At 48.7% G+C, this 23157-nt stretch carries 24 protein-coding genes, 1 tRNA gene and 2 pseudogenes; 23 read left to right on the top strand and 4 right to left on the bottom strand.

Annotated features, from left to right (window positions below):
- The first annotated feature begins 51 nt into the window (after positions 1–51).
- Positions 52–1161, top strand: a complete 1110-nt coding sequence (locus KNQ09_RS09720; protein ID WP_214858229.1) for a DUF4097 family beta strand repeat-containing protein — start codon at positions 52–54, stop codon at positions 1159–1161.
- A gap of 246 nt (positions 1162–1407) precedes the next feature.
- On the opposite strand, the gene KNQ09_RS09715 is transcribed toward KNQ09_RS09720, so the two are convergent.
- Positions 1408–1791 carry a hypothetical protein gene (locus KNQ09_RS09715; RefSeq protein ID WP_195864528.1) on the bottom strand — a complete coding sequence of 128 codons (384 nt, stop codon included), beginning with the start codon at positions 1789–1791 and terminating at the stop codon, positions 1408–1410.
- A gap of 126 nt (positions 1792–1917) precedes the next feature.
- Between KNQ09_RS09715 and hprK the strand changes: the two genes are divergently transcribed.
- The 11 genes and pseudogenes from hprK to KNQ09_RS09660 all read left to right on the top strand — a co-directional run bounded on the left by hprK (position 1918) and on the right by KNQ09_RS09660 (position 11080).
- Entirely contained in the window at positions 1918–2853 is a 936-nt protein-coding gene (gene hprK, locus KNQ09_RS09710) for an HPr(Ser) kinase/phosphatase (protein WP_214858228.1), read from the top strand.
- A complete protein-coding gene (gene lgt / locus KNQ09_RS09705) occupies positions 2853–3686 on the top strand; it encodes a prolipoprotein diacylglyceryl transferase (RefSeq protein ID WP_029342487.1) in 834 nt (277 codons plus the stop codon). The genes hprK and lgt overlap by 1 nt, the downstream gene beginning before the upstream one ends.
- 3 nt (positions 3687–3689) lie before the next feature.
- Positions 3690–4346, top strand: a complete 657-nt coding sequence (gene ppaX, locus KNQ09_RS09700; protein WP_064299420.1) for a pyrophosphatase PpaX — start codon at positions 3690–3692, stop codon at positions 4344–4346.
- Positions 4330–4812: an acyltransferase gene (locus KNQ09_RS09695; RefSeq protein ID WP_035396297.1), complete on the top strand. Its 483-nt coding sequence runs from the start codon at positions 4330–4332 to the stop codon at positions 4810–4812. Before ppaX ends, KNQ09_RS09695 begins: the two co-directional genes overlap by 17 nt.
- Positions 4813–4842: 30 nt before the next feature.
- Positions 4843–5223, top strand: coding sequence for a sporulation phosphorelay system protein KapB (gene kapB, locus KNQ09_RS09690; RefSeq protein ID WP_023469227.1), 381 nt, complete (start codon positions 4843–4845; stop codon positions 5221–5223).
- Between the two features lie 96 nt (positions 5224–5319).
- Entirely contained in the window at positions 5320–6804 is a 1485-nt protein-coding gene (locus KNQ09_RS09685; RefSeq protein ID WP_035396300.1) for a tetratricopeptide repeat protein, read from the top strand.
- A 61-nt stretch (positions 6805–6865) separates the two neighbouring features.
- Positions 6866–7829: pseudogene (gene trxB, locus KNQ09_RS09680) on the top strand (thioredoxin-disulfide reductase).
- A 111-nt stretch (positions 7830–7940) separates the two neighbouring features.
- Entirely contained in the window at positions 7941–8810 is an 870-nt protein-coding gene (gene rapZ / locus KNQ09_RS09675) for an RNase adapter RapZ (protein ID WP_050678698.1), read from the top strand.
- On the top strand, positions 8810–9808 hold the full coding sequence (locus tag KNQ09_RS09670) for a gluconeogenesis factor YvcK family protein (RefSeq protein WP_035409984.1): 999 nt from the start codon (positions 8810–8812) through the stop codon (positions 9806–9808). Before rapZ ends, KNQ09_RS09670 begins: the two co-directional genes overlap by 1 nt.
- Positions 9805–10761, top strand: coding sequence for a DNA-binding protein WhiA (gene whiA / locus KNQ09_RS09665; RefSeq protein WP_023469222.1), 957 nt, complete (start codon positions 9805–9807; stop codon positions 10759–10761). Before KNQ09_RS09670 ends, whiA begins: the two co-directional genes overlap by 4 nt.
- A gap of 82 nt (positions 10762–10843) precedes the next feature.
- A complete protein-coding gene (locus KNQ09_RS09660; RefSeq protein ID WP_023469221.1) occupies positions 10844–11080 on the top strand; it encodes a hypothetical protein in 237 nt (78 codons plus the stop codon).
- Between the two features lie 112 nt (positions 11081–11192).
- Here KNQ09_RS09660 and clpP read toward each other — a convergent pair.
- Both clpP and KNQ09_RS09650 read right to left on the bottom strand, forming a co-directional pair.
- Positions 11193–11777 (bottom strand): annotated as a pseudogene (gene clpP, locus KNQ09_RS09655) (ATP-dependent Clp endopeptidase proteolytic subunit ClpP); the annotation flags it as partial.
- 182 nt (positions 11778–11959) lie between these two features.
- Positions 11960–12035: transfer RNA gene (locus tag KNQ09_RS09650), tRNA-Arg, on the bottom strand.
- A gap of 154 nt (positions 12036–12189) precedes the next feature.
- On the opposite strand from KNQ09_RS09650, the gene KNQ09_RS09645 reads away from it, so the two are divergent.
- From KNQ09_RS09645 to KNQ09_RS09600, 10 genes are all read left to right on the top strand, one after another.
- On the top strand, positions 12190–13332 hold the full coding sequence (locus KNQ09_RS09645) for an RNA polymerase factor sigma-54 (RefSeq protein WP_214858227.1): 1143 nt from the start codon (positions 12190–12192) through the stop codon (positions 13330–13332).
- The gene (locus tag KNQ09_RS09640) at positions 13323–13583 is read left to right on the top strand and encodes a glutaredoxin family protein (RefSeq protein ID WP_023469219.1); all 261 of its coding nucleotides are present in this window, start codon (positions 13323–13325) and stop codon (positions 13581–13583) included. Before KNQ09_RS09645 ends, KNQ09_RS09640 begins: the two co-directional genes overlap by 10 nt.
- A 115-nt stretch (positions 13584–13698) precedes the next feature.
- Entirely contained in the window at positions 13699–14727 is a 1029-nt protein-coding gene (locus tag KNQ09_RS09635) for a sugar-binding transcriptional regulator (RefSeq protein ID WP_023469218.1), read from the top strand.
- Between the two features lie 53 nt (positions 14728–14780).
- The gene (gene gap, locus KNQ09_RS09630; protein WP_023469217.1) at positions 14781–15788 is read left to right on the top strand and encodes a type I glyceraldehyde-3-phosphate dehydrogenase; all 1008 of its coding nucleotides are present in this window, start codon (positions 14781–14783) and stop codon (positions 15786–15788) included.
- Between the two features lie 121 nt (positions 15789–15909).
- Positions 15910–17094, top strand: coding sequence for a phosphoglycerate kinase (locus KNQ09_RS09625; protein WP_050678694.1), 1185 nt, complete (start codon positions 15910–15912; stop codon positions 17092–17094).
- 27 nt (positions 17095–17121) lie between these two features.
- Positions 17122–17874: a triose-phosphate isomerase gene (tpiA, locus tag KNQ09_RS09620; protein ID WP_064299424.1), complete on the top strand. Its 753-nt coding sequence runs from the start codon at positions 17122–17124 to the stop codon at positions 17872–17874.
- On the top strand, positions 17875–19422 hold the full coding sequence (gene gpmI, locus KNQ09_RS09615; protein WP_214858226.1) for a 2,3-bisphosphoglycerate-independent phosphoglycerate mutase: 1548 nt from the start codon (positions 17875–17877) through the stop codon (positions 19420–19422).
- A 59-nt stretch (positions 19423–19481) separates the two neighbouring features.
- Positions 19482–20774, top strand: coding sequence for a phosphopyruvate hydratase (gene eno, locus KNQ09_RS09610; RefSeq protein ID WP_023469213.1), 1293 nt, complete (start codon positions 19482–19484; stop codon positions 20772–20774).
- A gap of 269 nt (positions 20775–21043) precedes the next feature.
- On the top strand, positions 21044–21955 hold the full coding sequence (locus KNQ09_RS09605) for an acyl-ACP desaturase (RefSeq protein ID WP_064299426.1): 912 nt from the start codon (positions 21044–21046) through the stop codon (positions 21953–21955).
- A gap of 13 nt (positions 21956–21968) precedes the next feature.
- Positions 21969–22217, top strand: a complete 249-nt coding sequence (locus KNQ09_RS09600) for a hypothetical protein (RefSeq protein WP_230088506.1) — start codon at positions 21969–21971, stop codon at positions 22215–22217.
- 138 nt (positions 22218–22355) lie between these two features.
- Here the strand turns inward: KNQ09_RS09600 and KNQ09_RS09595 are convergent, their stop codons facing one another.
- A complete protein-coding gene (locus KNQ09_RS09595) occupies positions 22356–22658 on the bottom strand; it encodes a hypothetical protein (RefSeq protein WP_230088507.1) in 303 nt (100 codons plus the stop codon).
- Between the two features lie 153 nt (positions 22659–22811).
- On the opposite strand from KNQ09_RS09595, the gene KNQ09_RS09590 reads away from it, so the two are divergent.
- Positions 22812–23156 carry a hypothetical protein gene (locus KNQ09_RS09590; protein ID WP_064299428.1) on the top strand — a complete coding sequence of 115 codons (345 nt, stop codon included), beginning with the start codon at positions 22812–22814 and terminating at the stop codon, positions 23154–23156.
- The last annotated feature ends 1 nt before the right edge of the window (position 23157 follow it).

The following is a 23157-nucleotide window of genomic DNA, read 5'->3' as shown; positions in this document are numbered from 1 at the left end:
AAAGTATCATGTAACACACGTTTGAGGTTCAAGAATAGGAGGGAACGGTTCATGAAGCAAGATATGCGTCAATTGATATTGGAGCAAGTCAAAGAAGGAAAGTTAACGATTGATGAGGCACTCGATAAACTCGAGCGACTCGAATCAATCGACGAACGTGCTACTTCTGCAAGTGAACATAAGTACGTCGATGAACCAGAACAATATGATCGGGTCGACCAGTATTCCGTCGATTCACTGACGACGAAAGTCATGTCAGCGTTCGATAATCTCGTCAGCCGGATCAAGGACAGTGATCTTTCGCTTAATCAGGCGTCCGGTCCGAACGTCACCTACGTCAAACAATTCCCGTTCAGCGGTGAGACGGTTCACGTCGATCTGTTCAATGCGAACTTGGTCGTTGAACCGAGTGATCTCGAAGAATGCGAATTGACGGTGACAGGACGTCCGCTTCGCCGCCAACAGGTGACGGAAGAACAGGCGCTTGAGCAACTTCAAGCCGCTGTTCAACACGCGGTCTCGGCAAACACACTCTCGATCCGTTTGAAGGATAAGAGTGTCCGTGCGACAGTCCATCTGAAAGTACCACGCCGTCATTACGAATCATTCGTCTTACAGACGCTGAACGGGGAAATTTCGTTGACGTCACTTGATACGACATCCGCTCAACTGATGACAGCAAACGGTCGAGTCAACGTCCGTGATCTGTTCAGTGAGGATGTCAAAGTATCGACAGCGAACGGTTCGATCGAAATCGAAGAGTCGGAGTTGAAAGTCTTGAAGGCGAAGACAGCCAATGGACAAATCATCACGACAGGTGTCTTCGAACGTTCAGAACTGAAAACAGCGAACGGAAACGTCCGTTGCGAGCTGAAGACCGTGCAAAACGCGAAGGTCAAAGCGTCGTCGCTTGCCGGAAGCATCGCTTTGATGTTGCCGCATGGCGCAGAAGTTTACGGGGAGCTTGAGACGAACTTCGGTGGTCTCAACTGCAACCTCGATGACATGGAATTAATCCGGGATCAAAAAGAGATCGTCAACCGGAAATTACATTTCGTATCAGGTCGCGGTCGCTCACCAAAAATCGAGGTTGAAGCCGATACGAAGACAGGTACGATTTCGGTCACACACGGTGTTCACCTCAGTCCACGAGCGTTATAAGCATACGAGCGCAACTTCTTGAAAAAGAGGTTGCGCTTTTCTTATGACATCGCATCCGCTTTGCGTGCTTTCCTCAGGCGAGACACAAGCCGCGGCTACGTCGTTCTAGGAACGAGTAGCCGGGTCTCGTTTGTCTCTGACAGCGCGGATGTCCGCGCTTTTTCCTGTGGGAGTCACGCGAGCGGGGCTTCGTCAGCTGCATAGACAAAAACACCCATCCTCATAAGAAGATGGGTGTAGCTTACATCAATAATTGTAATCCTGATCCATCATCGGCTCGTCGAAGTTCATGTTCTCGATATTATTCATATCGTAACCGAACGAGAGTAAGGCAATGACACCAATGATTGCAAGAACGATCGAAACGAGAATCAGACCGATTCCGAGCCAACTCTTTCCGCGTGCGCGATTCCAATAGAAGATGATCGCGAGGACGTAGGAGATGAATGAACCACTAATGAAGATTCCGATGATTGAGATGATAAAGAATAAGAGAGCAGTTTGATCTTGATTACGCGAATATGCTTTCCACATATCAATCAGTGAGATGATGAGATAGACGAAACCAGCAATCGCTAGAACCGCAAATAAGATAATGACTAAAATCAATCCGATACCACCGCCTGACATCACGGCAAAACCTCCTTCAAAATATTAACTCTTTATTCCATTCCCAAGAAATCATGCTTCTAATCCAATTCCATGAATCGAATAAAAATATGGTACAATACTTCAAGTGAAAGGGGCTGACGAAGCGTGCAACCAAAAGTGCGAACAGCTGAAATCGTAAAACAATTCAATCTCCACATCGTCACGGGAGAAGAGGGCTTACATCGTCCGATTCTGACGGCTGATTTGTGCCGACCTGGCCTTGTGCTTGCCGGTTATTATGCCTATTACCCGGCAGAACGTCTCCAGATTCTCGGAAAAACAGAATTGACGTTCTTCAATAATTTAACGTACGAGGAACAACGCGAACGAGCGAACATCCTCTGTACGGATGAAACACCTGGTATCTTGATCACACGTGGATTCGAAGTACCGGAAGCGATCATCCAAGCCGCAGACGAGACGAACGTGCCACTGTTGACGACAAAAGGGCATACGACATCGGTCGAGTCACAGATCACGAACTTCCTGGAAGCGGAACTCGCACCAACGACGGCGATGCATGGTGTCCTCGTCGATATCTATGGTGTCGGTGTCTTCATCAAAGGGGCAAGTGGTGTTGGTAAATCGGAAACGGCACTCGAACTCGTTAAGCGAGGTCACCGCCTAGTGGCAGATGACTCAGTTGAGATTCGTCAAACTGGTGACGGGATTCTCGTTGGGACAGCACCGAAGTTGATTCAACATCTGCTTGAGATTCGTGGAATCGGGATCATCGATGTGATGACGTTGTTCGGTGCAGGTGCGGTTCGCTCGCATAAGAAGATCAGCCTCGTGTGTAACCTCGAGATTTGGGATCAATCGAAAGTCTATGACCGCGTCGGTCTGGACCAAGAGACACTCCAAATCATCGATACGGAAATTCCGTTCCTGACGATTCCGGTTCGTCCCGGACGAAACCTTGCTGTCATCATCGAAGTCGCAGCGATGAACTATCGTCTGAAGAACATGGGCATCAACACAGCAGAAGAATTCGCGGGACGTCTCGCGCAAGCAATTGAAGATGGGAATGGTGGTCTTTGATGGGAACTTTAGCCTCTGTACAACCAACGTTTGACCGCGTGGCGATTGAACTCGGTCCTGTACCGATTTACTGGTACGGCATCGTCATCGCACTCGGTGCGGTCGTCGGTCTCCTGATTGCGATCTTCGAGTCGAAGCGGATCGGCTTCAACGAAGAGTACGCGGTCGATGTCGTCATCTGGTCGATTCCGATCAGTATCATCTGTGCCCGGATTTACTACGTCGCGTTCGAGTGGAACTACTATAGTCAACATCTTGACCAAATCATCAACATCCGCCAAGGTGGAATTGCGATCCACGGTGCAATCATCGGGGCGATTTTGACGGTCATCATCTATACGCGTAAGAAAAAGATCTCGTTCTGGCAAATCGCTGATATCTTGGCACCATCGCTCTTGTTCGGACAAGCTGTCGGACGCTGGGGTAACTTCTTCAACCAAGAAGCACACGGTGGCGAGACGACATGGTCGTACTTACAAGATACGCTGCACTTACCGAACTGGATCGTCAATCAGATGTACATTGATGGAACATACTATTTACCGACGTTCCTCTATGAAAGCATCTGGAACATCATCGGTGTCATTCTGTTAATCGTCTGGCGGATGAAGTTCAATCCACGTCGTGGGTATATCTTCCTCGGTTATCTCGTGTGGTATTCAATCGGACGCTACTATATCGAAGGTCTCCGGACGGACAGTCTGTTGATGGGAGATGGACTCCGGACGGCGCAAATCGTCTCAATCTGTTTGATCATCTTCGGTGTGATCATGATGGTCGTTCGCCGCAACGCCGTTCGTTACTTGGACGGTTCGAAAAAGGAGGCGAAGTAATCGATGATTCGCACGCTACTGTTTGATTTAGATGGAACGTTGATCGACACGAATCCGTTGATCTTAAAAAGCTTCGAGCATACGCTCAGTTACTATTATCCGGATCGGACGTTCACGGAAGCGGAACTGCTTCCGTTCATCGGTCCGACGCTAGAAAAATCATTTTCAGCGATGAATGCGGAACAGTGGAAAGAGATGGTCGCTTTTTACCGTAGCTACAACATCGCGATGCATGACGCGCTTGTGCTCGAGTATCCAGGTGTGCTTGACGGATTACGTCGTCTGCATGAAGCAGGCTACAAGATGGCGGTCGTGACGTCGAAGAGTCGTCGTGTCGCCCTCCGCGGTATCGAGTTGTTCGGATTGACGTCACTCTTTGACGCGGTCATCGCAGCCGACGACGTAACGGAAGAAAAACCAGCCGTCGAGCCGTTCGAAAAAGCGATGCAGTTGCTTGGATCAACAGCAGACCAAACGATCATGGTCGGTGACAACGATACGGACATTCTCGGTGGTAAGAACGCGGGACTGAAGACAGTCGCGGTCGGTTGGGCGATCAAAGGACGTGCGTACTTAGAGGCACTCGAGCCGGATGTCATCATTGATTCGATGGATCATCTTGCTGCTTGGCTGGAGGAACAAAATGGCACGGCGAACTGATCGGTTTCAGGTCGGAACGACGAATCCACTCTGGCACATGTACCGGACGGTGTCGTTCTTTAAAGTGATGTGGTGCTTTACGATCATCACGATCGGGCGGTTCGCTCCGTCGCTTCGTTTCAAGAACGCGCTCTACCGGACATGTCTCCGGATGAAGATCGGGGAGAAGACGGCGCTTGCCTTGATGGTGATGCCAGACACGATGTTCCCGGAGCGTATCACGATTGGTGACAATACGATCATCGGCTTCAATACGACGATTCTCTGTCATGAATATTTGACGACGGAGTATCGTTTAGGTGACGTCGTCATCGGAAGCAATGTTTTGATCGGTGCGAACGTGACGATCCTACCGGGCGTAACGATCGGAGATGGTGCCGTCGTTGGTGCCGGATCAGTCGTTCACCGAGACATTGCACCGAACGAACGCGTCTCGAGTCAGCCGCTTCGCCGGCACGAAATGTGACAAAACTGTGAGAAGGAAGAAGGAAAAAAGATGACGCACATCCGCTTTACGTATAAGACAGGAAAGTATTTCGGAAGATTATTTGCCGAACGTCCACAAGGTCTCGTCGTTGAGGTGTTGGCTGTTGAGAAGCATCCCGTTCAAGGGGATCTTCACCAACCGAACCAAGTCGATGTTCCACTCTTCCATATCCGGACCGCCTTGCATAAGCACGAAAAGATCACGGTTTCGCCCGCAGTCGTTTATGCGTATGACGGAGAGATTCCCGATTATGCGACGAGCTTACGGCAGGCATATGACAAGGACGTGGCACGTCTTGAAGGACTGAATCCAGAGACGGATGCTTTTGTACGAAAATGCTTAGAGAATTACAAAGAACTGGAATCGATTTATGCGAAACGCTGGGGATGAACTCCGGCGTTTTTTTCTGTTGCATGCCTCCTAGAGATAGGGTATTCTTGTGTCTGCAACTACGAAACCAGTTTACTATTTATGGGGGCTTGAATCATGATGGAATTAACCAAATACAAAGCAGACCCCTTTGCGATAACAGCGCGCCAAGCGGAACTTTTTTATTTCCGCGGACGGAAGGCGCACCGGGAAGGGCGACTGGACGAAGCCGTCTATCATTTAGATGAGGCGACGACGCTTCAGCCAGCGGACATCCGTTATTTGCTCCGTTATGCCCGTGTCTTATTCGAGACAGGAGAAATTAATCATGCGAATGATGTCTTGAAACAAGTACGCGCACTCGACGCATCAAATACGGAAGCACTCTTTTATTTAGCGAATAACTACGCACACGTCTCACTTTATGAAGAAGCGCGACAACATGCGATGGAATATTTAGAGCAAGCACCAAACGGCAAACACGCGGAGGCATCGGCCGCACTCGTGGAACTGATTGATCTCGAACAAGAGATGGAAGACGACGAAGAGGACGAATTGATTCGTCTGCACGGTCAGGCACAACGCCAGATCGATAAAGGAATGCTGTTCGCGGCACAGGAGACGCTGACTGGACTGATTGCCCAGTACCCGACGTTCTGGCCTGCCTACAACAACCTCGCGATCGTCGAGTTCTATTTAGGAGAGAACGATCAGGCATTCGCTTCCCTTGAACGGGTCCTTGAAGGGAATCCGGGGAATTTGCATGCCCTTTGTAACACGCTCGTCTTGTTACACGAGATGGGTCAGGACGAAGAGGCGCATCGTCTCTCCCGTCAGCTCGAACACGTCCGTTCCGTGCACCTTGAGACACGTTATAAGGTCGCATCGACTTTAGCAATCATCGGACGATACGATATCGCCTATGAAGAGTTGAAGTTGCTCGAGCGTCGCGGTTACCGGGGAGACCCACTCTTTGGTCACTGGTTATCAATCTCTGCCTATAAGACAGGACACGTTGAAGAAGCAGCCGCTTTCTTGAAGTCGGACGAAGCACAAGCGTTAAAGGAAGAGACGGATACGTATGACATCCGCCACAACCTGCAGTTTCGCTCGGCACTCATCCAAGCGTTGAAGACAGAAGATGATGTCTCACGGATCTTCACGGCACTTCTCCTTGGTAAACTGAACGATGCTGAAGCACGGCTTGCATTGTCGATGATGCCAGAAGTGACAGATCAGGAAGACGTCCTGTTATTGACGGAACAGATTGTCATCGAGATGGAAGGACGGACTGATGTCGTGGATGAACGCATTCACCGGGCATTGCAGACGATCCGTCTTGCGGAACGATTCGTTTCAGATGAAGAACGGATGAGTCTCGAAGGGGATTTTTATGAACGCTTCGCACAGCTCGTCTTAAGCGGAGAATCGTTCGATTCGATTGAAGCATCTGCGGCATCACTGCTTTATCTGTTCCATGATTTACGGGACGGGATGTTGATTGAGGAATGTGCATCACTCGTCGATTGTTCGTTCGATCACGTCGCATCGATGATCCGGACACATGAACGGATGCTGGCACCGCTGCAAGCAAAGTGTTAGACGTTTAGGCGATTCTCACCTATACTCAAACTACAATGAAATTTAAAAATGGGGTGGAATCATGGCGGAAACAGAACAAAAAATTTATGACGTCATCATCATCGGGGCAGGACCTGCTGGGATGACAGCCGCACTTTATGCATCACGTGCGAACCTTTCGACATTGATGATCGAACGCGGGATTCCGGGCGGTCAGATGGCGAACACAGAAGATATCGAGAACTACCCAGGATACGATAGCATCCTCGGACCCGATCTCTCGCAAAAAATGTTCGACCACTCGAAAGCATTCGGCGCAGAATATGCGTACGGAGACGTTCGAAGCATCGAAGACGGTAAAGCATACAAAACGATTCATGCACACAACAAAGATTACTACGCACGGGCGATCATCATCGCGTCTGGTGCACAATATAAAAAAATCGGCGTACCGGGTGAAGAAGAGCTCGGCGGTCGCGGTGTCTCGTACTGTGCTGTCTGTGATGGCGCGTTCTTTAAAGAAAAAGAACTCTTCGTCATCGGTGGAGGCGACTCTGCGGTGGAAGAAGGCGTCTACTTGACACGCTTCGCGAAAAAAGTCACGATCGTACACCGTCGTGACGAGCTCCGCGCTCAAAAGATTCTTCAAAAACGTGCGTTTGACAACCCGAAAATCGACTTCATCTGGAACCATACGGTTAAACAGATTAACGAACAAGACGGGAAAGTCGGCGGCATTGAGCTGATCAATACAAAAACAGCTGACGTAACGACGCATCCAATCGATGGTGTCTTCATCTACATCGGGATGAACCCGATCACTGGTTACGTCCAAGATCTCGGCATCTTGAACGACCAAGGCTACGTCGTGACGAACGAAGCGATGGAAACGAACATCAAAAGGGATCTTTGCTGCTGGTGACGTGCGTGAAAAAACATTGCGCCAAGTTGTTACAGCAACAAATGATGGTTCGATCGCAGCGCAAAATGCACAGCATTTCATCGAAGCGTTGCTTGAAGAATTACAAGAATCCTCACACGCATAATATCGAACCAGTTTCATTGAAGGAGACTTCAGTGAAGCTGGCTCTTTTTTTATGATATACTGAGAAAGAAGTGAAAAATACACACGGAACTGTTGTCTGGAGGGCGAAAAGATGGAACAGAATCAACCGCAACTTGTCATCATCACGGGTATGAGTGGGGCTGGGAAGACTGTCGCAATGAACAGCTTTGAGGACTTAGGCTATTTTTGTGTCGACAATCTACCCCCGACGTTACTGCCGCATCTCATCGAAGTCATCGGACAAGTGCGTCCTAAAATCGCCGTTGCCATCGATACCCGCGCGCGTGATTTCATCGACAGCTTTTTTGTCGTCTATGAGGATTTAAAGAAAACCGACTTACAAATCCGGATGTTGTATCTTGATGCACGAAACGATGTCCTCGTACGTCGTTACAAGGAATCGCGTCGTTCGCACCCGCTCGCACCGACGGATTCCCCATTGATCGGGATTGAACGTGAGCGGACGTTGCTCGAAGGATTCCGTGATAAGGCACAGATGCTGATTGATACGAGTGACATCAAGCCGCTTGCACTGAAAGAGCGTCTCTTGAAGGAGTTCACGGAAGGCACGCGGATTCCGTTCACAGTCAACGTCATGTCGTTCGGCTTTAAACACGGCTTACCGCTTGATGCCGATCTCGTCTTTGACCTGCGCTTCTTACCGAATCCGTTCTACATTCCAGAGCTGCGTCCAAAGACGGGACTCGACGAGGAAGTGGCGTCGTACGTCATGCAGTGGCCGGAAGCGAAGCTGTTCTATAAAAAACTCGTCGATTTGCTCGAGTTCCTGATTCCACAATACGAGCGGGAAGGGAAGTCGCAACTCGTCATCGCCCTCGGTTGTACAGGCGGGAAACACCGCTCGATTACGTTCGCGGAAGCGATCAGTAAAGAATTTGCGACGCAGTATCACATCGAGACGAATCACCGGGATTATGTGCATGCGAAGGAGGAGAAGTGATGAAATGGGAACGTAAAGTCGTCGCTGTCGGTGGCGGGACAGGACTCTCGACGCTTCTTCGTGGACTCAAGCATTATCCGCTCGACATCACAGCCATCGTCACGGTCGCTGATGACGGCGGCAGTTCTGGTCGTCTGCGGACGGAATTCAACATGTTGCCGCCGGGCGATATCCGCAACGTCATCGTCTCCTTATCGAAGTCGGAGACGTTGATGGACCGAATCATGCAGTACCGGTTCGAGACCGGGGAAGGACTGCACGGGCATTCGCTCGGAAACTTGATGTTGACGGCAGCAACCCAGCTCTGTAACGGTTCGTTCGTCGAAGCAATCGGCGTCATGGGGCAACTGTTGAACGCAGAAGGAAAGGTCTATCCGGCGACGGAACGGACGATCACGTTATGTGCTGAGTTCGAGGACGGGACGATCGTCAAAGGCGAGTCGTTGATCCCGAAGGTCGGTAAGAAGATTGAACGGATCTTCCTTGAGGAACAAGACGTCCGTCCGGTACCGGAAGCGATTCAGGCGATTCTTGACGCCGACGTCATCGTCCTTGGTCCAGGTAGTCTCTATACGAGTATCATCCCGAACGTCCTGATCGATGAGATCCGGGAAGCGATCCAACAATCACTGGCTCCGGTCGTCTATATTTGTAACGTCATGACGCAACCCGGCGAGACGACGGCGTTCACTGCCAATGAACATTTAGCGGCACTGGAACGCTTCCTCGGACAAGGAGTCGTTGATACGATCATCGTCAACAACGAATCGATCGATGCGAGTTACCTGAAGAAATACCAGAAGGATCACGCTGACATCGTCACCTATAATGAAAAACAATTCGAGCTCGCTGGCGTTGAAGTGCTGGCAGACGATATCGTCGACTACAATCATCATTTCATTCGTCATGACTCAGATGCCGTCGCAAGCCTCGTCATGCGAAAAGTGCTGTCGATTCGACGGATGCGTCAACTCGAAGGGAAGGAGGAGCTGACATGAGCTTTGCCTCAGAAGTCAAAAAAGAATTAACGCAGATTCCGATCACCGATCATGAAATGAAGGCGGAACTCGCGGCACTCGCTCGGATGAACGGTGCGATCTCGTTCGGTCTCGGACGTGGTCTGACACTCGATATCTCGACCGAGAATGCCTCGATTGCTCGTCGGATCTATTCATTGCTGAAAAAAGCATACGGGGTCCATCTCGATCTGCTCGTGCGAAAGAAAATGCGTTTGAAAAAGAATAACGTCTATATCGTCCGCGTTAAACAACAGGCAGATAAGATTTTGCAAGACCTCGGAATCCTCGGAGAAGGGTTCACGATGATTCGTTCAATCAGTGACACGATCCTCAACGATGAACGAAAAGCACGGGCGTATTTACGAGGGGCGTTCCTCGCCGGGGGTTCGCTCAACAATCCGGCGACGTCGTCGTATCACTTGGAGATCTTCAGCTTATATGAAGAACACAATGCGGCGCTCCGCGGTCTATCGAACGTCTTTGATTTGAACGCGAAAGCGATTGAACGGAAAAAGGGACACATCCTCTACATCAAGGAGAGCGAAAAGATTTCCGATTTCCTCAAGCTCGTCGATGCAACACAATCGATGCTACGGTTCGAGGACGTCCGGATCTTAAAAGATATGCGTAACTCGGTCAACCGTCTCGTCAACTGTGAGACGGCAAACCTCAACAAGACGGTCGGTGCGGCATTACGCCAAGTCGAAAACATCAAGTTCCTAGAGCGGACGGTCGGGCTCGATGTCTTACCGGATAAGTTGAAGGAGATTGCGATCTTGCGCGTGACACATCAAGACGTGACGTTACAAGAGCTCGGCGAGATGGTCGAAAGCGGCTCCATCTCAAAATCAGGGATCAATCACCGGTTGCGGAAGATTGATCAAATCGCTGAAAAAGTACGGAATGGAGAGTCGATGACAGGGGCCTTGTAAGAGGGTCGCTTGCGGGATGAACCATAGTCTACTATAATATATAGTCGATGCAACTAAATGTTCGAATTAAGGAGTTTTTGAAATGGCTAACGAAAAGAAACGTATTTCGCTGACAGTCGATGCGAAGTTTGATGAAGTGTTAACAAAAAAAGCGAAATCAATCGGTGTACCGAAAAGCACACTCGTTGCGTTCGCAACATCTTTATTCCTGAAACAATTACAAGCAGAAGAAGAGCTTTCGCCACATGCGAACGCAATCTACTCGCTGATTCGTGAAAACCACGATATCGTTTCAGACATCACAGACTTGATCGACTGATCATCGACCTCTCGTTCTATAAGGAACGGGAGGTTTTTTTGTATGCAACGATAAACGACAAGACTTTATGGATACAAAAAAAGTGCCTCCCGAAGGAGACACTCTGGATGACTTATGCACGTTCCATGACGCGGTCGATGAGACCGTAGTCAGCAGCAGATTGTGCTGACATGAAGTTGTCACGCTCTGTATCGCGTTCGATGACTTCAAGTGGTTGTCCTGTGTTTTCAGCCATGATTTTGTTGAGGTGCTCACGCATTTTGATGATACGCTCCGCATGGATTTTGATATCCGATGCTTGACCTTGTGTACCACCGAGTGGTTGGTGGATCATGATTTCAGCGTTTGGTAACGCGAAACGTTTTCCTTTTGCGCCTGCTTGGAGCAAGAACGCACCCATCGATGCTGCCATACCGATACAAATCGTTGAGACTTGTGGCTTGATGAAGTTCATTGTATCGTAAATCGCCATACCGGCAGTGATCGAACCACCTGGGCTGTTGATGTAAAGCGAGATTTCTTTATCTGGATCTTCTGCTGCTAAGAACAGAAGTTGGGCAACGACTGAGTTGGCGACGTTGTCGTCAATCGCGCTCCCGAGAAGAATGATGCGGTCTTTTAGCAAACGTGAGTAGATATCGTAAGCACGTTCCCCGCGGTTTGTTTGTTCGATGACTGTTGGAATTAACATAGTCTTTGCCTCCTTATAGTTGGTATGTAGCTTCCTATTCGACTTATCCTTATCATAATCCTTTGGTCAATATTGGTCAAAAGATACGATGCGACTTTTAGGTATTTTTCCATTACAAGGGCAAATGAAACATATCAATATAGAAAAAAGGCAACGCCATTGTTGGCATTGCCTTGTGGTTGAATAAATGGTACACCCGGAGAGATTCGAACTCCCGACACCTGGTACCGGAAACCAGTGCTCTATCCCCTGAGCTACGGGTGCATCTGATGTACTGAACAATTAATAGTATAGCGACATTTTTTCAGAAAAGCAATAGGGAAGGATGACTTTTCTTTTCCTGAGCGGTTGGAGAAAGGTTCAGAGCATGTTTTTTAAAACGTTTCTTCTATAATAAGAAGTGGAGGAGGGGGAATCGATGGATCAACGCCAGGAACAGACGCAACAGATGACGTTATCGGCGTCACAACAATATCAGTTACATGTACTTGAGCAACCGGCAGCTGAGCTCGAGGAGGAATGGCGACGGTTGAAACGACGGTTGCATCGTCATTACCCGAATCAGGTTTCGCTAGAGGTCGAGCAGATGGCAGGACATTTGGCATCCTATGAAGACGAGCTTCTTGCACAAATACGTTTAGAATCAGTCAGACAGGAAATAGGATATATGGCGGAACAACTCATCGTGTATTTAGAAGCGGACGGTTTATTGCGGACATCGGACGAGCAGCTCGCTGCATCCTTCTCGACCGATGTCGCAACGATTAAAGAGGCACGAACACTCTTACAACAATGTGAACCGGTCGGTATCGCTGCCCGCTCGGAACGCGAGTGCCAATGGTTACAGGCGATCGAGCTAGACGACGCGGAATTGATCGGACTGACGGATCGGCTACGACATGAACCGGCGAACCAGGTGTTCACGCAGTACAGTGAACAGGATCGAGCGCGATTGCGAAAACGATTGACGCGGCTGAGCCGGACACCGGATCTTCCAAAAGAAGAACGATTGGTTACAGCAGAAGCACGGATTCATCTATTAGATGGAAAACTTCAGATCGACTGGATGATACTCGACACGGATCAGACGTGGCTCGAATTAAAAGAGGCAACGCCTTTTTTGCGCGCGTATGAACGACGCCGCGTCACGATGCATGCCATCCTTTTGGTCTTGCTTGAGCGGCAAGAACGCTGGTTCAAAGGAGAACTGCATCTTGAGCCGCTGACGAAAAAACAAGTCGCTGAGGCGACGGGGCATCATCCGTCAACGATTGGTCGAGCGATTACTGCGAAGTATGTCGAGACGGTCCATGGTCTCGTTGCTTTAGAAGACTTGTTCGTCTCACGGACGACAACCGGAGATTCGAGTTTTTTGATTAAACGGCGGATCGCCGAATACATTCAACACAGCGATCGTCCGTTAAGTGATCAGCAATTGACGGATCGCCTGCAGGCAGACGGTCTGACAGTCGCGCGACGGACGGTCGCGAAGTACCGGGCAGCGCTTGGTTTAACGAAAAAAACGATGCAGCAAAGGAAGGCGCAATCAGAATGGGATTAAAACGACACAGACACTTAACACTCTATTCACGTCCGGGATGTACGCTATGTGAAGAGGCCGCCATCTTACTCGACTTCGTACTCGATGAGTTTCCGGAATGGACGTTCGAGGAAGTCAACATTGATCAGGATGAAGCGCTCAGTCTACGGTTCTTATACGAGATTCCGGTCGTCATGCATGATGAGGAAATCTGGAGTTATGGCAAATTCGAGACGGAAACGATAAGAAACCGCTTACTTCAAAAAACTTGAGAAACGAGACTTGCAAGGCGAGAAATGGACTGTTATGATAACGGTGTACCAAGTGGGACACGTTATGACATGCGGGACAGAAAGCGTCCAGCTACTTGAGAGGAGAGGGAAATACATGATTCGGCAGTTAGTCCAGATCCAAAAACGAATCGTGCCTGATCTGATCGAAGAAATGCAGACACGCTACGACATCCTTCATTACGTACGACTGATGCAACCGATCGGACGACGTACGCTTGCGACAAGCCTTGGCTTGACGGAACGCGTCTTACGGCGGGAAGTCGACTTCTTGAAGCAGCAAGACCTCTTAGAGGTCGCGACGCAAGGGATGTCCTTGACGGATGAAGGACGAAACGTTCTTCGCAGCATGCACAGCATCATGGGAGAACTCGCAGGGATTTCAGACATGGCAAAAGCCTTGAAAGAGAGACTCGGAGTACGGGACGTCGTCATCGTACCGGGTGATTCCGATGAGACCTTCTGGGTACAACGAGATATGGGGCGGGCGACCGTCGCACGACTCAAACGAGAGCTTTCTTCAGACCATCACAATACGATCGCTGTCACAGGCGGTACGACGATGGCTTCCGTCGCGGCGATGATGTCGCCAGATAAGGAACATCGTCCGATGACGTTCGTTCCGGCACGCGGAGGACTGGGAGAAACGCTCGAATTACAAGCGAACACAGTATGCTCACGGATGGCGTCACGCGCTCAAAGTGATTATCATCTGCTTCACATCCCAGACATGGTCAGCACAGAGACTTTCGTCAAGATGATCGAAGAGCCGAGCATAAAAAATGTGCTTCAAATGATTAAAGGTGCTTCAATCGTGGTACATGGAATTGGTGAGGCGAAAACGATGGCAAAACGTCGTCGCGCGTCTGAGGATCTCCTGACCCGACTGGAACATGAACAGGCAGTAGCGGAAGCATTCGGATATTACTTCGACCGAGACGGGAACATCGTGCACCGGGTCAAGACGGTTGGTCTTCAACTGGCTGACTTGAAGCAAGTCGAACACGTCATCGTCGTCGCAGGTGGTCATTCGAAGGCAGAAGCGATCAACGCCTATGTCAAACAGTCGCCAGACATCATCCTGATTACGGATGAAGGCGCAGCAGCTTCGATTTTGAAAGGGTAACCCCCTTTTGAATAATAGATAACTCGCTTTACATTAAAAGGAGGAAAATTATCATGGCAGTAAAAGTTGGTATTAACGGATTTGGACGTATCGGACGTTTGGCACTTCGTCAAATTCTTCAATTCGATGGAATCGAAGTAGTCGCGATCAACGACCTTACAGACACTAAAATGCTTGCACACCTTCTCAAATATGATACGACTCAAGGTCGTTTCGACGGCGAAGTTGAAGTACACGACGGTTACTTCCTCGTCAACGGTAAAGAAATCAAAACACTTGCTAACCGCAACCCAGAAGAACTCCCATGGGGCGAGCTCGGTGTTGACATCGTTCTCGAATGTACTGGTTTCTTCACAGACAAAGAAAAAGCTGAGCTTCACTTGAAAGCTGGCGCTAAAAAAGTCGTTATCTCTGCACCTGCAACTGGCGACATGAAAACAGTCGTCTTCAACACGAACCACGAAATCCTTGACGGAACTGAAACAGTTATCTCTGGTGCTTCTTGTACTACAAACTGTCTCGCGCCAATGGCTAAAGTTCTCCAAGATCAGTTCGGAATCGTTGAAGGTCTCATGACTACGATCCACGCTTACACTGGTGACCAAAACACACTCGACGCTCCACACCCTAAAGGTGACTTCCGTCGTGCACGTGCGGCAGCAGCAAACATCGTTCCTAACTCAACTGGTGCTGCAAAAGCAATCGGTCTCGTTCTTCCAGAACTTCAAGGTAAACTTGACGGATCTGCACAACGTGTACCAGTCGCTACAGGTTCACTCACTGAGCTCGTAACTGTACTCGACAAAAAAGTTTCTGTAGAAGAAGTTAACGCAGCAATGAAAGCAGCTGCTAACGAGTCTTACGGTTACACTGAAGACGAAATCGTTTCTTCTGACATCGTTGGTATCTCTTACGGATCACTCTTCGATGCAACACAAACTAAAGTCATGACAGTCGGCGACAAACAACTCGTTAAAACAGTTGCTTGGTATGACAACGAAATGTCTTACACTAGCCAACTCGTTCGTACACTCAAACACTTCGCAGAAATCGCTAAGTAATTCGAGCAATTAAATAGCAATTGAATAAGAGCGGAAACGATATCAGTCTCCGCTCTTATTGCGGAAAAAAGCGGGAGGGGCATTCGCCCCTCACTATACGTAAGAGACGGAGGACGAATGTATGAATAAGAAATCGATTCGCGACATCGATGTACAAGGAAAACGCGTATTTACACGCGTGGATTTCAACGTACCGTTGGAAGACGGTAAAATCACGGATGACACACGGATCCGTGCTGCACTCCCAACGATCAAACACTTGATCGACGGCGGAGCAAAAGTCATTCTCGCTAGCCACATGGGTCGTCCAAAAGGCGAAAAGAACCCTGAGTTCTCACTTGCACCAGTCGTAGCACGCCTCAGCGAATTGCTTGGTAAAGACATCAAGCTCGTTGAAGAAGCATACGGTCCAGTTGCAGAAGAAGCAGTCAGCAAACTCGAAAACGGCGATGTCGTCGTCTTAGAGAACGTTCGCTTCTACCCTGGTGAAACGAAAAATGACGAAGAGCTCGCTAAAGGATTCGCGAAACTCGCTGACGTCTTCGTCAACGACGCGTTCGGCGCAGCACACCGTGCACACGCATCGACAGAAGGTATCGCACACCATGTCGACACAGCAGTTGCCGGTCTTCTCATCGAAAAAGAACTTCAAGTTCTCGGTAAAGCTCTTTCTAACCCAGATCGCCCGTTCACGGCAATCATCGGTGGGTCGAAAGTAGCGGATAAAATCGGTGTCATCGATCACTTACTCGACATCGTCGATACGTTGATCATCGGTGGCGGCTTATCGTACACGTTCCTCACAGCTCGTGGTATCGAAGTCGGTACTTCACTTCTTGAGGTCGACAAAATCGACCAAGCGAAGGAATTCATGAAAAAAGCAGAAGAAAAAGGCGTTAAGTTCCTCATGCCTGTCGACTGTGTCATCACGAAGGAATTCGGAGAAGAAACATATGTCGGACCACGTGACATCACAGAGATCCCAGCAGATCACATGTCACTTGATATCGGTCCAAAAACGGTTGAACTCTATGCAGAGGCAATCAAGAACTCGAAACTCGTCGTCTGGAACGGACCGATGGGCGTATTCGAACTCGATAAATACGCAAACGGTACAAAAGGTGTCGCGCAAGCTCTTGCGGACAGCGATGCGTACTCAATCATCGGCGGTGGCGACTCAGCTGCTGCGGCAGAGAAATTCGGTCTTGCTGACAAAATGAGCCACATCTCTACAGGTGGTGGAGCAAGTCTCGAATTCATGGAAGGGAAAGCTCTTCCTGGTGTCGAAGCGCTAAACGACAAGTAATCTAAGTTCACAAGGGAGTGTTTCTCAATGCGTAAACCAATTATCGCAGGTAACTGGAAGATGAATCTGACGCTCAAGGATGCAGTCGCATTCGTTGAGGAAGTCAAAGGAGCTGTACCTGCTTCGACGACAGTCGACGCAGCCGTCTGTGCGCCATCAGTATTCTTGGCACACTTGACAGAAGCAGCAGCTGGTACGGATCTTAAGATCGGTGCTCAAAACATGTACGACAAAGAGAGCGGTGCCTTCACTGGTGAAATCAGCCCGCTCATGCTCAAAGAACTCGACGTGACATACGTCATCCTCGGTCACTCTGAGCGTCGTGAGTACTTCGGCGAAACAGATGCGTTCATCAACAGCAAAGCGAAAAAAGCGTTCGAGCACGGTCTCGTTCCAATCGTTTGTGTAGGTGAAACACTGGAAGAGCGTGAAGGCGGCAAGTTCGAAGACGTCATCCGCGAACAGACAGCAAACAGCCTCAAAGGTCTTACTGTCGACCAAGTGAAAAATCTCGTCGTCGCTTACGAGCCTGTCTGGGCAATCGGAACAGGTAAATCAGCGACAGAACAAGATGCACAAGATTCTTGTAAATTCGTCCGTGACGTCGTTGCAGCTGAATTTGGTGCTGAAGCAGCAGAAGCTGTCCGCATCCAATACGGTGGTAGCGTCAAACCGGAAAACATCAAAGAATATATGGCTCAACCAGACATCGACGGCGCGCTCGTCGGCGGTGCAAGTCTTGAGACAGGATCGTTCCTCAAACTGTTGGAGGCGATTTAAATGAAAAAACGTCCAGTCGCACTGATCATCCTTGATGGTTTTGGTATGCGTGACGAGGAGTTCGGAAATGCCGTTACGGCGGCGAACAAACCGAACTTCGACCGTTACTGGGGTCAATACCCGCATACGTTGTTGAATGCGAAAGGTGAATACGTCGGTTTGCCTGAAGGTCAAATGGGGAACTCAGAAGTGGGTCACCTGAACATCGGTGCAGGTCGCGTCGTCTATCAATCGCTATCCCGAATCAACAACGCGGTCAAGGATCGCTCGTTCTTCTCGCGTCAAGCGATGAACGATGCGGCAGGTCACGTGAAGAAATACGGTTCAGCGCTTCATATCTTCGGTTTGGTCTCTGACGGTGGGATCCACAGTCACATCAACCACTTATATGCGGTGCTCGAATTCGCGAAACTTCACGAAATCGAAAAAGTCTACCTCCATGCTTTCACGGACGGTCGTGACTGCGACCCACAATCGGGCGCTGGTTTCCTCCGTGACGCGCAAGCGAAGATGGATGAATTGAATGTTGGACAATTCGCGAGTATCTCTGGTCGCTACTATGCGATGGATCGCGATAACCGTTGGGAACGCGTCAAGAAAGTCTATGACGCCATCACGTTCGGTGAAGGTCCAACGACGAAGGATCCAATCGGCATGGTTGAAGCTTCGTACAAAGAAGACGTAACGGATGAGTTCATCGAACCAACTGTTGTCGTGCAGGAAGACGGTACGCCAGTCGCACCGATCCACGATAACGATGCGATCGTGTTCTTCAACTATCGTCCTGACCGTGCGATTCAGCTTTCGAAAGTCTACAAAGAAAAAGGTGGCTTCAACGGATTCGAACTTCCAGACAACGCACCGAAGAACCTGCTACTCGTCTCGATGACGAAGTACTCGGATGCGATTGATACGGACATCGTCTTCCCGCCTGAAGACATCAAGAATACGCTTGGTGAGACATTGTCAAAACAAGGTCTCAAACAGCTACGCATCGCGGAAACGGAAAAGTATCCGCACGTCACGTTCTTCTTCAACGGACAACGTGAAGAACCATACGAAGGGGAAGATCGGATCTTGATCCCTTCACCAAAAGTCGCGACATACGACTTGAAACCGGAGATGAGCGTCTATGAAGTCACAGATGCCCTCGTCGACGCAATCAACTCGGACAAACACGACGCGATCATCCTCAACTTCGCAAACCCGGATATGGTCGGTCACTCGGGTATGCTCGAGCCGACGAAAAAGGCGATCGAAGCTGTCGATGAGTGTCTTGGGAAAGTCGTTGACTTGATTCTCAGCAAAGGCGGCGCGGCAGTCATCACGGCTGACCACGGGAACGCGGATAAAGTCCTCAATGCGGACGGCAGTAAGATGACGGCGCATACGACAGAACCAGTTCCATGTATCGTGACGGTCGAGGACGTTGAACTCCTTGAACCACTCACAGGTGCACTCGCTGACCTCGCACCAACGGTCCTTGATCTCCTCGGAGCGGACCAACCAGCAGAGATGACTGGTAAATCGATCGTATTGAAGAAATAATCCCGTCGATCGAAAGAATTACAGAACATATTTCTTACACACAAAAGGAGCGAATTTAAATGTCAATGATTACAGAGATTTACGCACGCGAGATTCTTGATTCACGCGGTAACCCAACAGTAGAAGTAGAAGTTTATACAGAAGATGGCGGTTTCGGTCGCGCACTCGTACCATCAGGTGCATCAACTGGTGAGCACGAAGCAGTCGAACTCCGTGATGGCGACAAAGCACGTTACCTCGGAAAAGGTGTTTTGAAAGCTGTTGACAACGTCAACGAAAAAATCGCACCAGAAATCATCGGTTACGATGTCTTCGACCAAGCTGGAATCGACAAAAAGATGATCGATCTCGACGGTACGAAAAACAAAGGTAACTTCGGCGCTAACGCAATCCTTGGTGTTTCTATGGCTGCTGCACGTGCTGCTGCTGATGAGCTTGGTCTTCCACTTTACACATACCTCGGTGGATTCAACGCGAAAACATTACCAACACCAATGATGAACATCATCAACGGTGGATCACATGCAGACAACAACGTGGACTTCCAAGAGTTCATGATCATGCCTGTCGGTGCTCCAACATTCAAAGAAGCACTTCGTATGGGTGCTGAAATCTTCCACGCGTTGAAATCAGTTCTTAGCGGAATGGGTCTTAACACAGCAGTTGGTGACGAGGGTGGATTCGCTCCAAACTTGAAATCAAACGAAGAAGCAATCACAGTTATCCTTGAAGCAATCGAAAAAGCTGGCTACAAAGCAGGCGAAGATGTTTACCTTGCAATGGACGTCGCTTCTTCTGAGTTCTACGATAAAGCAGCTGGAACATACAACCTCGCTGGCGAAGGCAAAGTCCTTTCAACAGAAGAGCTTGTTGAATTCTACGCACAACTCGTTGACAAATACCCAATCATCTCAATCGAAGATGGCTGTGACGAAAACGACTGGGATGGTCACAAACTCCTTACAGATCGTATCGGACACAAAGTTCAACTCGTTGGGGATGACTTGTTCGTAACGAACACTGAGAAACTTGCTGAAGGTATCGAAAAAGGCATCGCTAACTCGATCCTCATCAAAGTTAACCAAATCGGTACGTTGACTGAAACATTCGACGCAATCGAAATGGCTAAAAAAGCTGGTTACACAGCTGTCGTTTCTCACCGTTCTGGTGAAACTGAAGATTCAACGATCGCTGACATCGCTGTTGCGACAAACGCTGGTCAAATCAAAACTGGTTCACTTTCACGTACAGACCGTATCGCGAAATACAACCAACTTCTCCGTATCGAAGACATGCTTTCAGACGTTGCTGTCTACGACGGAATCAAATCATTCTACAACCTCAAGAAGTAATTTCAGGTTGATCGTTTGAATAAGCTATAAGGAAAACCTCCTATTCGTGTGATACGTACACACGGATAGGAGGTTTTTTGTATATCAAGCAATGTCAAACCAAAAAGTCGCTTTTGTCATCAAAACTATACTGAACTGTCAAAAAATTGATTCATCCTAGTAGATGACTAAAATGTTATACTCATAAATAAGTGCAAATTAAATAGTTATAGGCATTAATTACATCTTGCTCGATGAAGATGACAAATACGTCTAAAGGAGATACGATCATGTTAAATTCAGATTTAGATATCCGTTTAGAACCACGCATTCAAGAGTTATATCGACTTCACAAGGAGCGTTCAGCCAACATCGACTGGAGCTACCACGAGTTCATTCCGTGGGATAAGGCGATGTCGTTCAAACGCGTTCCTTGGGACGAAAGCCAAGTCACGCTTCCGGAAGGTGTCATCGTAGCGATCGAAACGGCATTACTGACAGAGGTCAACTTACCGTGGTACACATCGCACTTAGACTATACGTTCAAAAACTCGATGGAAGTCATCAATGATTTCGTTCGGACATGGACAGCAGAAGAAGATCAGCACTCGAACTTACTCGAGACATATTTACTCGTCACGCGAAATGTTAATCCAACGCGACTTCATCAATTAAGAAGACGCGTCGTTGAAAACGGCTGGTTCCCGGACTTCACGAACCCGTTAGCGACAATGGCATATACGTCACTGCAAGAGTTAGCGACACTCGTCTTCTATAACAACGTCGCGAAAATCGCAGGGGCACACGACAAAGACTTAGCAACGCTACTCCGTCGTCTAGCGAAGGACGAAGCACTGCATTATGCGTTCTATCGTGACACGGTCAAAGCACACCTAGAGCTTGACCCGAACTTCATCGTCTTCTTCGAAGACGTCATCATCAACTTCTCGATGCCAGGTGCTGTCATGCCTGACTTCACGGAACGCATGAAGACGATTGCTGTTGATACGAACTATGGACCACTCCAATACTTCGACCAAGTATTAGACGTCGTCGTCAAATTCTGGGGCATCGCTGATTTAGAACCGACAAGCGAAGAAGCGAAACAATCTCAAGCGAACATCATGAAGTATCACGGACGTTTGAAGCGCATCAAGGAACGTCAGGAACGCCAACTCGAAAAAGCGAATCTCGACGTCTAAGGAGGCAATGAACATGAAGTGTGAAATCTGTGGAACTGAAACGAACAACCAAGTCAGTTACTTGGAACTCGATACGTGGGAATTCAATTCTCTGAATAAAGAAGCAAAAGATTTTTATCCGATCTGCTTTGATTGCTTCGACAAGCATACGAATCAGTTCATCGATCAGGAGATGGATCTCGAATTACGTAAAAAACGTTCGCAAATGGTCAACAAAGAAGTAGAAGCTGAAATCGAAGCGATTCTTGAGGTTGAGAATTAAGTCGTCTTTACCATACGTGAAGGGAAATATGACCGGTAGTGCTTTGGCGCTATCGGTTTTTTATTATCCCTAAAAAAAGCAGTTATCTCTTGCTTCACATGTTCTGTGAAAGAAGAAATAGCTGCTTTTAACATGAAGTCAGTCTTCGATGAATGTAACGAGATAATGATGGGCAGAATGAAGCGGTGCACGGGTCACGAAAAAGTCCGGGAGATCGACATCGATTCCCAATTCGCGCAGTGTATCGGGATCCAAACATTCCTGAATCAAACGTTTGATGTCTTGTAACAGTTCATCGTGCAAGTTCGCTTCCTTCGGAAAGGCACGTTTCGCGTCATCGCGCAACAATAGCACGATAGGTGGCAGACCTCGTAAGAGATCGACCTGAAGGGGCTGCTGATGACGTTCGAAATAATCATTCAGACAACTGACGACCCTCATCGAGTGTTTTTCTTTCATCCGATCCCAACTCTCTGTATGTGACTCTAACTCTCTAGCTATTCCCTAATTGAAGCGAGGATATGCAGGGAAACTGGAAATGAAGCATTACGAGGACGCTGTTCGGGGTAGAACTAGAGGGAAGGGGGAATCGACATGCTATTTCGGTTTTTGTTTTTAGGGCTTGATACGTCGATTGGTGACATCCCGTTGCGCCTCATCTATTTTACGGAACTCATACTATTCATCGGTTTGTATCAAATCACGAGCCGGTTTTCACGTCAGAGTCTGATTTTGGGAACGGCACTCGGAATTGGCGGACTGATTGCCATCTTACCCGGTGCGCTCTATATCATCCGTTATAATCCGGAGGATGCCGTCATCGATGTCACGTTCCTATTGATTTATTTGTTTGAGCCGCTGGCAATCATTGCGTTCGTTGTTGCATTGATTCGACGTTTGTTCGTGGAGCGAAAAAGAGCCGGGAAAGCAAAAAGATGAA

It is taken from the genome of Exiguobacterium sp. s191 (genome assembly GCF_018618955.1).
Lineage (GTDB): Bacteria > Bacillota > Bacilli > Exiguobacteriales > Exiguobacteriaceae > Exiguobacterium_A > Exiguobacterium_A abrahamii.
The sequence above is the reverse complement of the archived record's forward strand: the minus strand, read 5'-3'. Positions and strand labels throughout refer to the sequence as shown.

Bases quoted from the DNA above. Each gene is read 5' to 3' on its own strand.
- KNQ09_RS09720 (WP_214858229.1), top strand. From the start codon at position 52: ATGAAGCAAGATATGCGTCAATTGATATTGGAGCAAGTCAAAGAAGGA.
- KNQ09_RS09715 (WP_195864528.1), bottom strand. From the start codon at position 1,791: ATGTCAGGCGGTGGTATCGGATTGATTTTAGTCATTATCTTATTTGCG.
- lgt (WP_029342487.1), top strand. From the start codon at position 2,853: ATGGGAACTTTAGCCTCTGTACAACCAACGTTTGACCGCGTGGCGATT.
- ppaX (WP_064299420.1), top strand. From the start codon at position 3,690: ATGATTCGCACGCTACTGTTTGATTTAGATGGAACGTTGATCGACACG.
- KNQ09_RS09695 (WP_035396297.1), top strand. From the start codon at position 4,330: ATGGCACGGCGAACTGATCGGTTTCAGGTCGGAACGACGAATCCACTC.
- kapB (WP_023469227.1), top strand. From the start codon at position 4,843: ATGACGCACATCCGCTTTACGTATAAGACAGGAAAGTATTTCGGAAGA.
- KNQ09_RS09685 (WP_035396300.1), top strand. From the start codon at position 5,320: ATGATGGAATTAACCAAATACAAAGCAGACCCCTTTGCGATAACAGCG.
- rapZ (WP_050678698.1), top strand. From the start codon at position 7,941: ATGGAACAGAATCAACCGCAACTTGTCATCATCACGGGTATGAGTGGG.
- KNQ09_RS09670 (WP_035409984.1), top strand. From the start codon at position 8,810: ATGAAATGGGAACGTAAAGTCGTCGCTGTCGGTGGCGGGACAGGACTC.
- whiA (WP_023469222.1), top strand. From the start codon at position 9,805: ATGAGCTTTGCCTCAGAAGTCAAAAAAGAATTAACGCAGATTCCGATC.
- KNQ09_RS09660 (WP_023469221.1), top strand. From the start codon at position 10,844: ATGGCTAACGAAAAGAAACGTATTTCGCTGACAGTCGATGCGAAGTTT.
- KNQ09_RS09645 (WP_214858227.1), top strand. From the start codon at position 12,190: ATGGATCAACGCCAGGAACAGACGCAACAGATGACGTTATCGGCGTCA.
- KNQ09_RS09640 (WP_023469219.1), top strand. From the start codon at position 13,323: ATGGGATTAAAACGACACAGACACTTAACACTCTATTCACGTCCGGGA.
- KNQ09_RS09635 (WP_023469218.1), top strand. From the start codon at position 13,699: ATGATTCGGCAGTTAGTCCAGATCCAAAAACGAATCGTGCCTGATCTG.
- gap (WP_023469217.1), top strand. From the start codon at position 14,781: ATGGCAGTAAAAGTTGGTATTAACGGATTTGGACGTATCGGACGTTTG.
- KNQ09_RS09625 (WP_050678694.1), top strand. From the start codon at position 15,910: ATGAATAAGAAATCGATTCGCGACATCGATGTACAAGGAAAACGCGTA.
- tpiA (WP_064299424.1), top strand. From the start codon at position 17,122: ATGCGTAAACCAATTATCGCAGGTAACTGGAAGATGAATCTGACGCTC.
- gpmI (WP_214858226.1), top strand. From the start codon at position 17,875: ATGAAAAAACGTCCAGTCGCACTGATCATCCTTGATGGTTTTGGTATG.
- eno (WP_023469213.1), top strand. From the start codon at position 19,482: ATGTCAATGATTACAGAGATTTACGCACGCGAGATTCTTGATTCACGC.
- KNQ09_RS09605 (WP_064299426.1), top strand. From the start codon at position 21,044: ATGTTAAATTCAGATTTAGATATCCGTTTAGAACCACGCATTCAAGAG.
- KNQ09_RS09600 (WP_230088506.1), top strand. From the start codon at position 21,969: ATGAAGTGTGAAATCTGTGGAACTGAAACGAACAACCAAGTCAGTTAC.
- KNQ09_RS09595 (WP_230088507.1), bottom strand. From the start codon at position 22,658: ATGAGGGTCGTCAGTTGTCTGAATGATTATTTCGAACGTCATCAGCAG.
- KNQ09_RS09590 (WP_064299428.1), top strand. From the start codon at position 22,812: ATGCTATTTCGGTTTTTGTTTTTAGGGCTTGATACGTCGATTGGTGAC.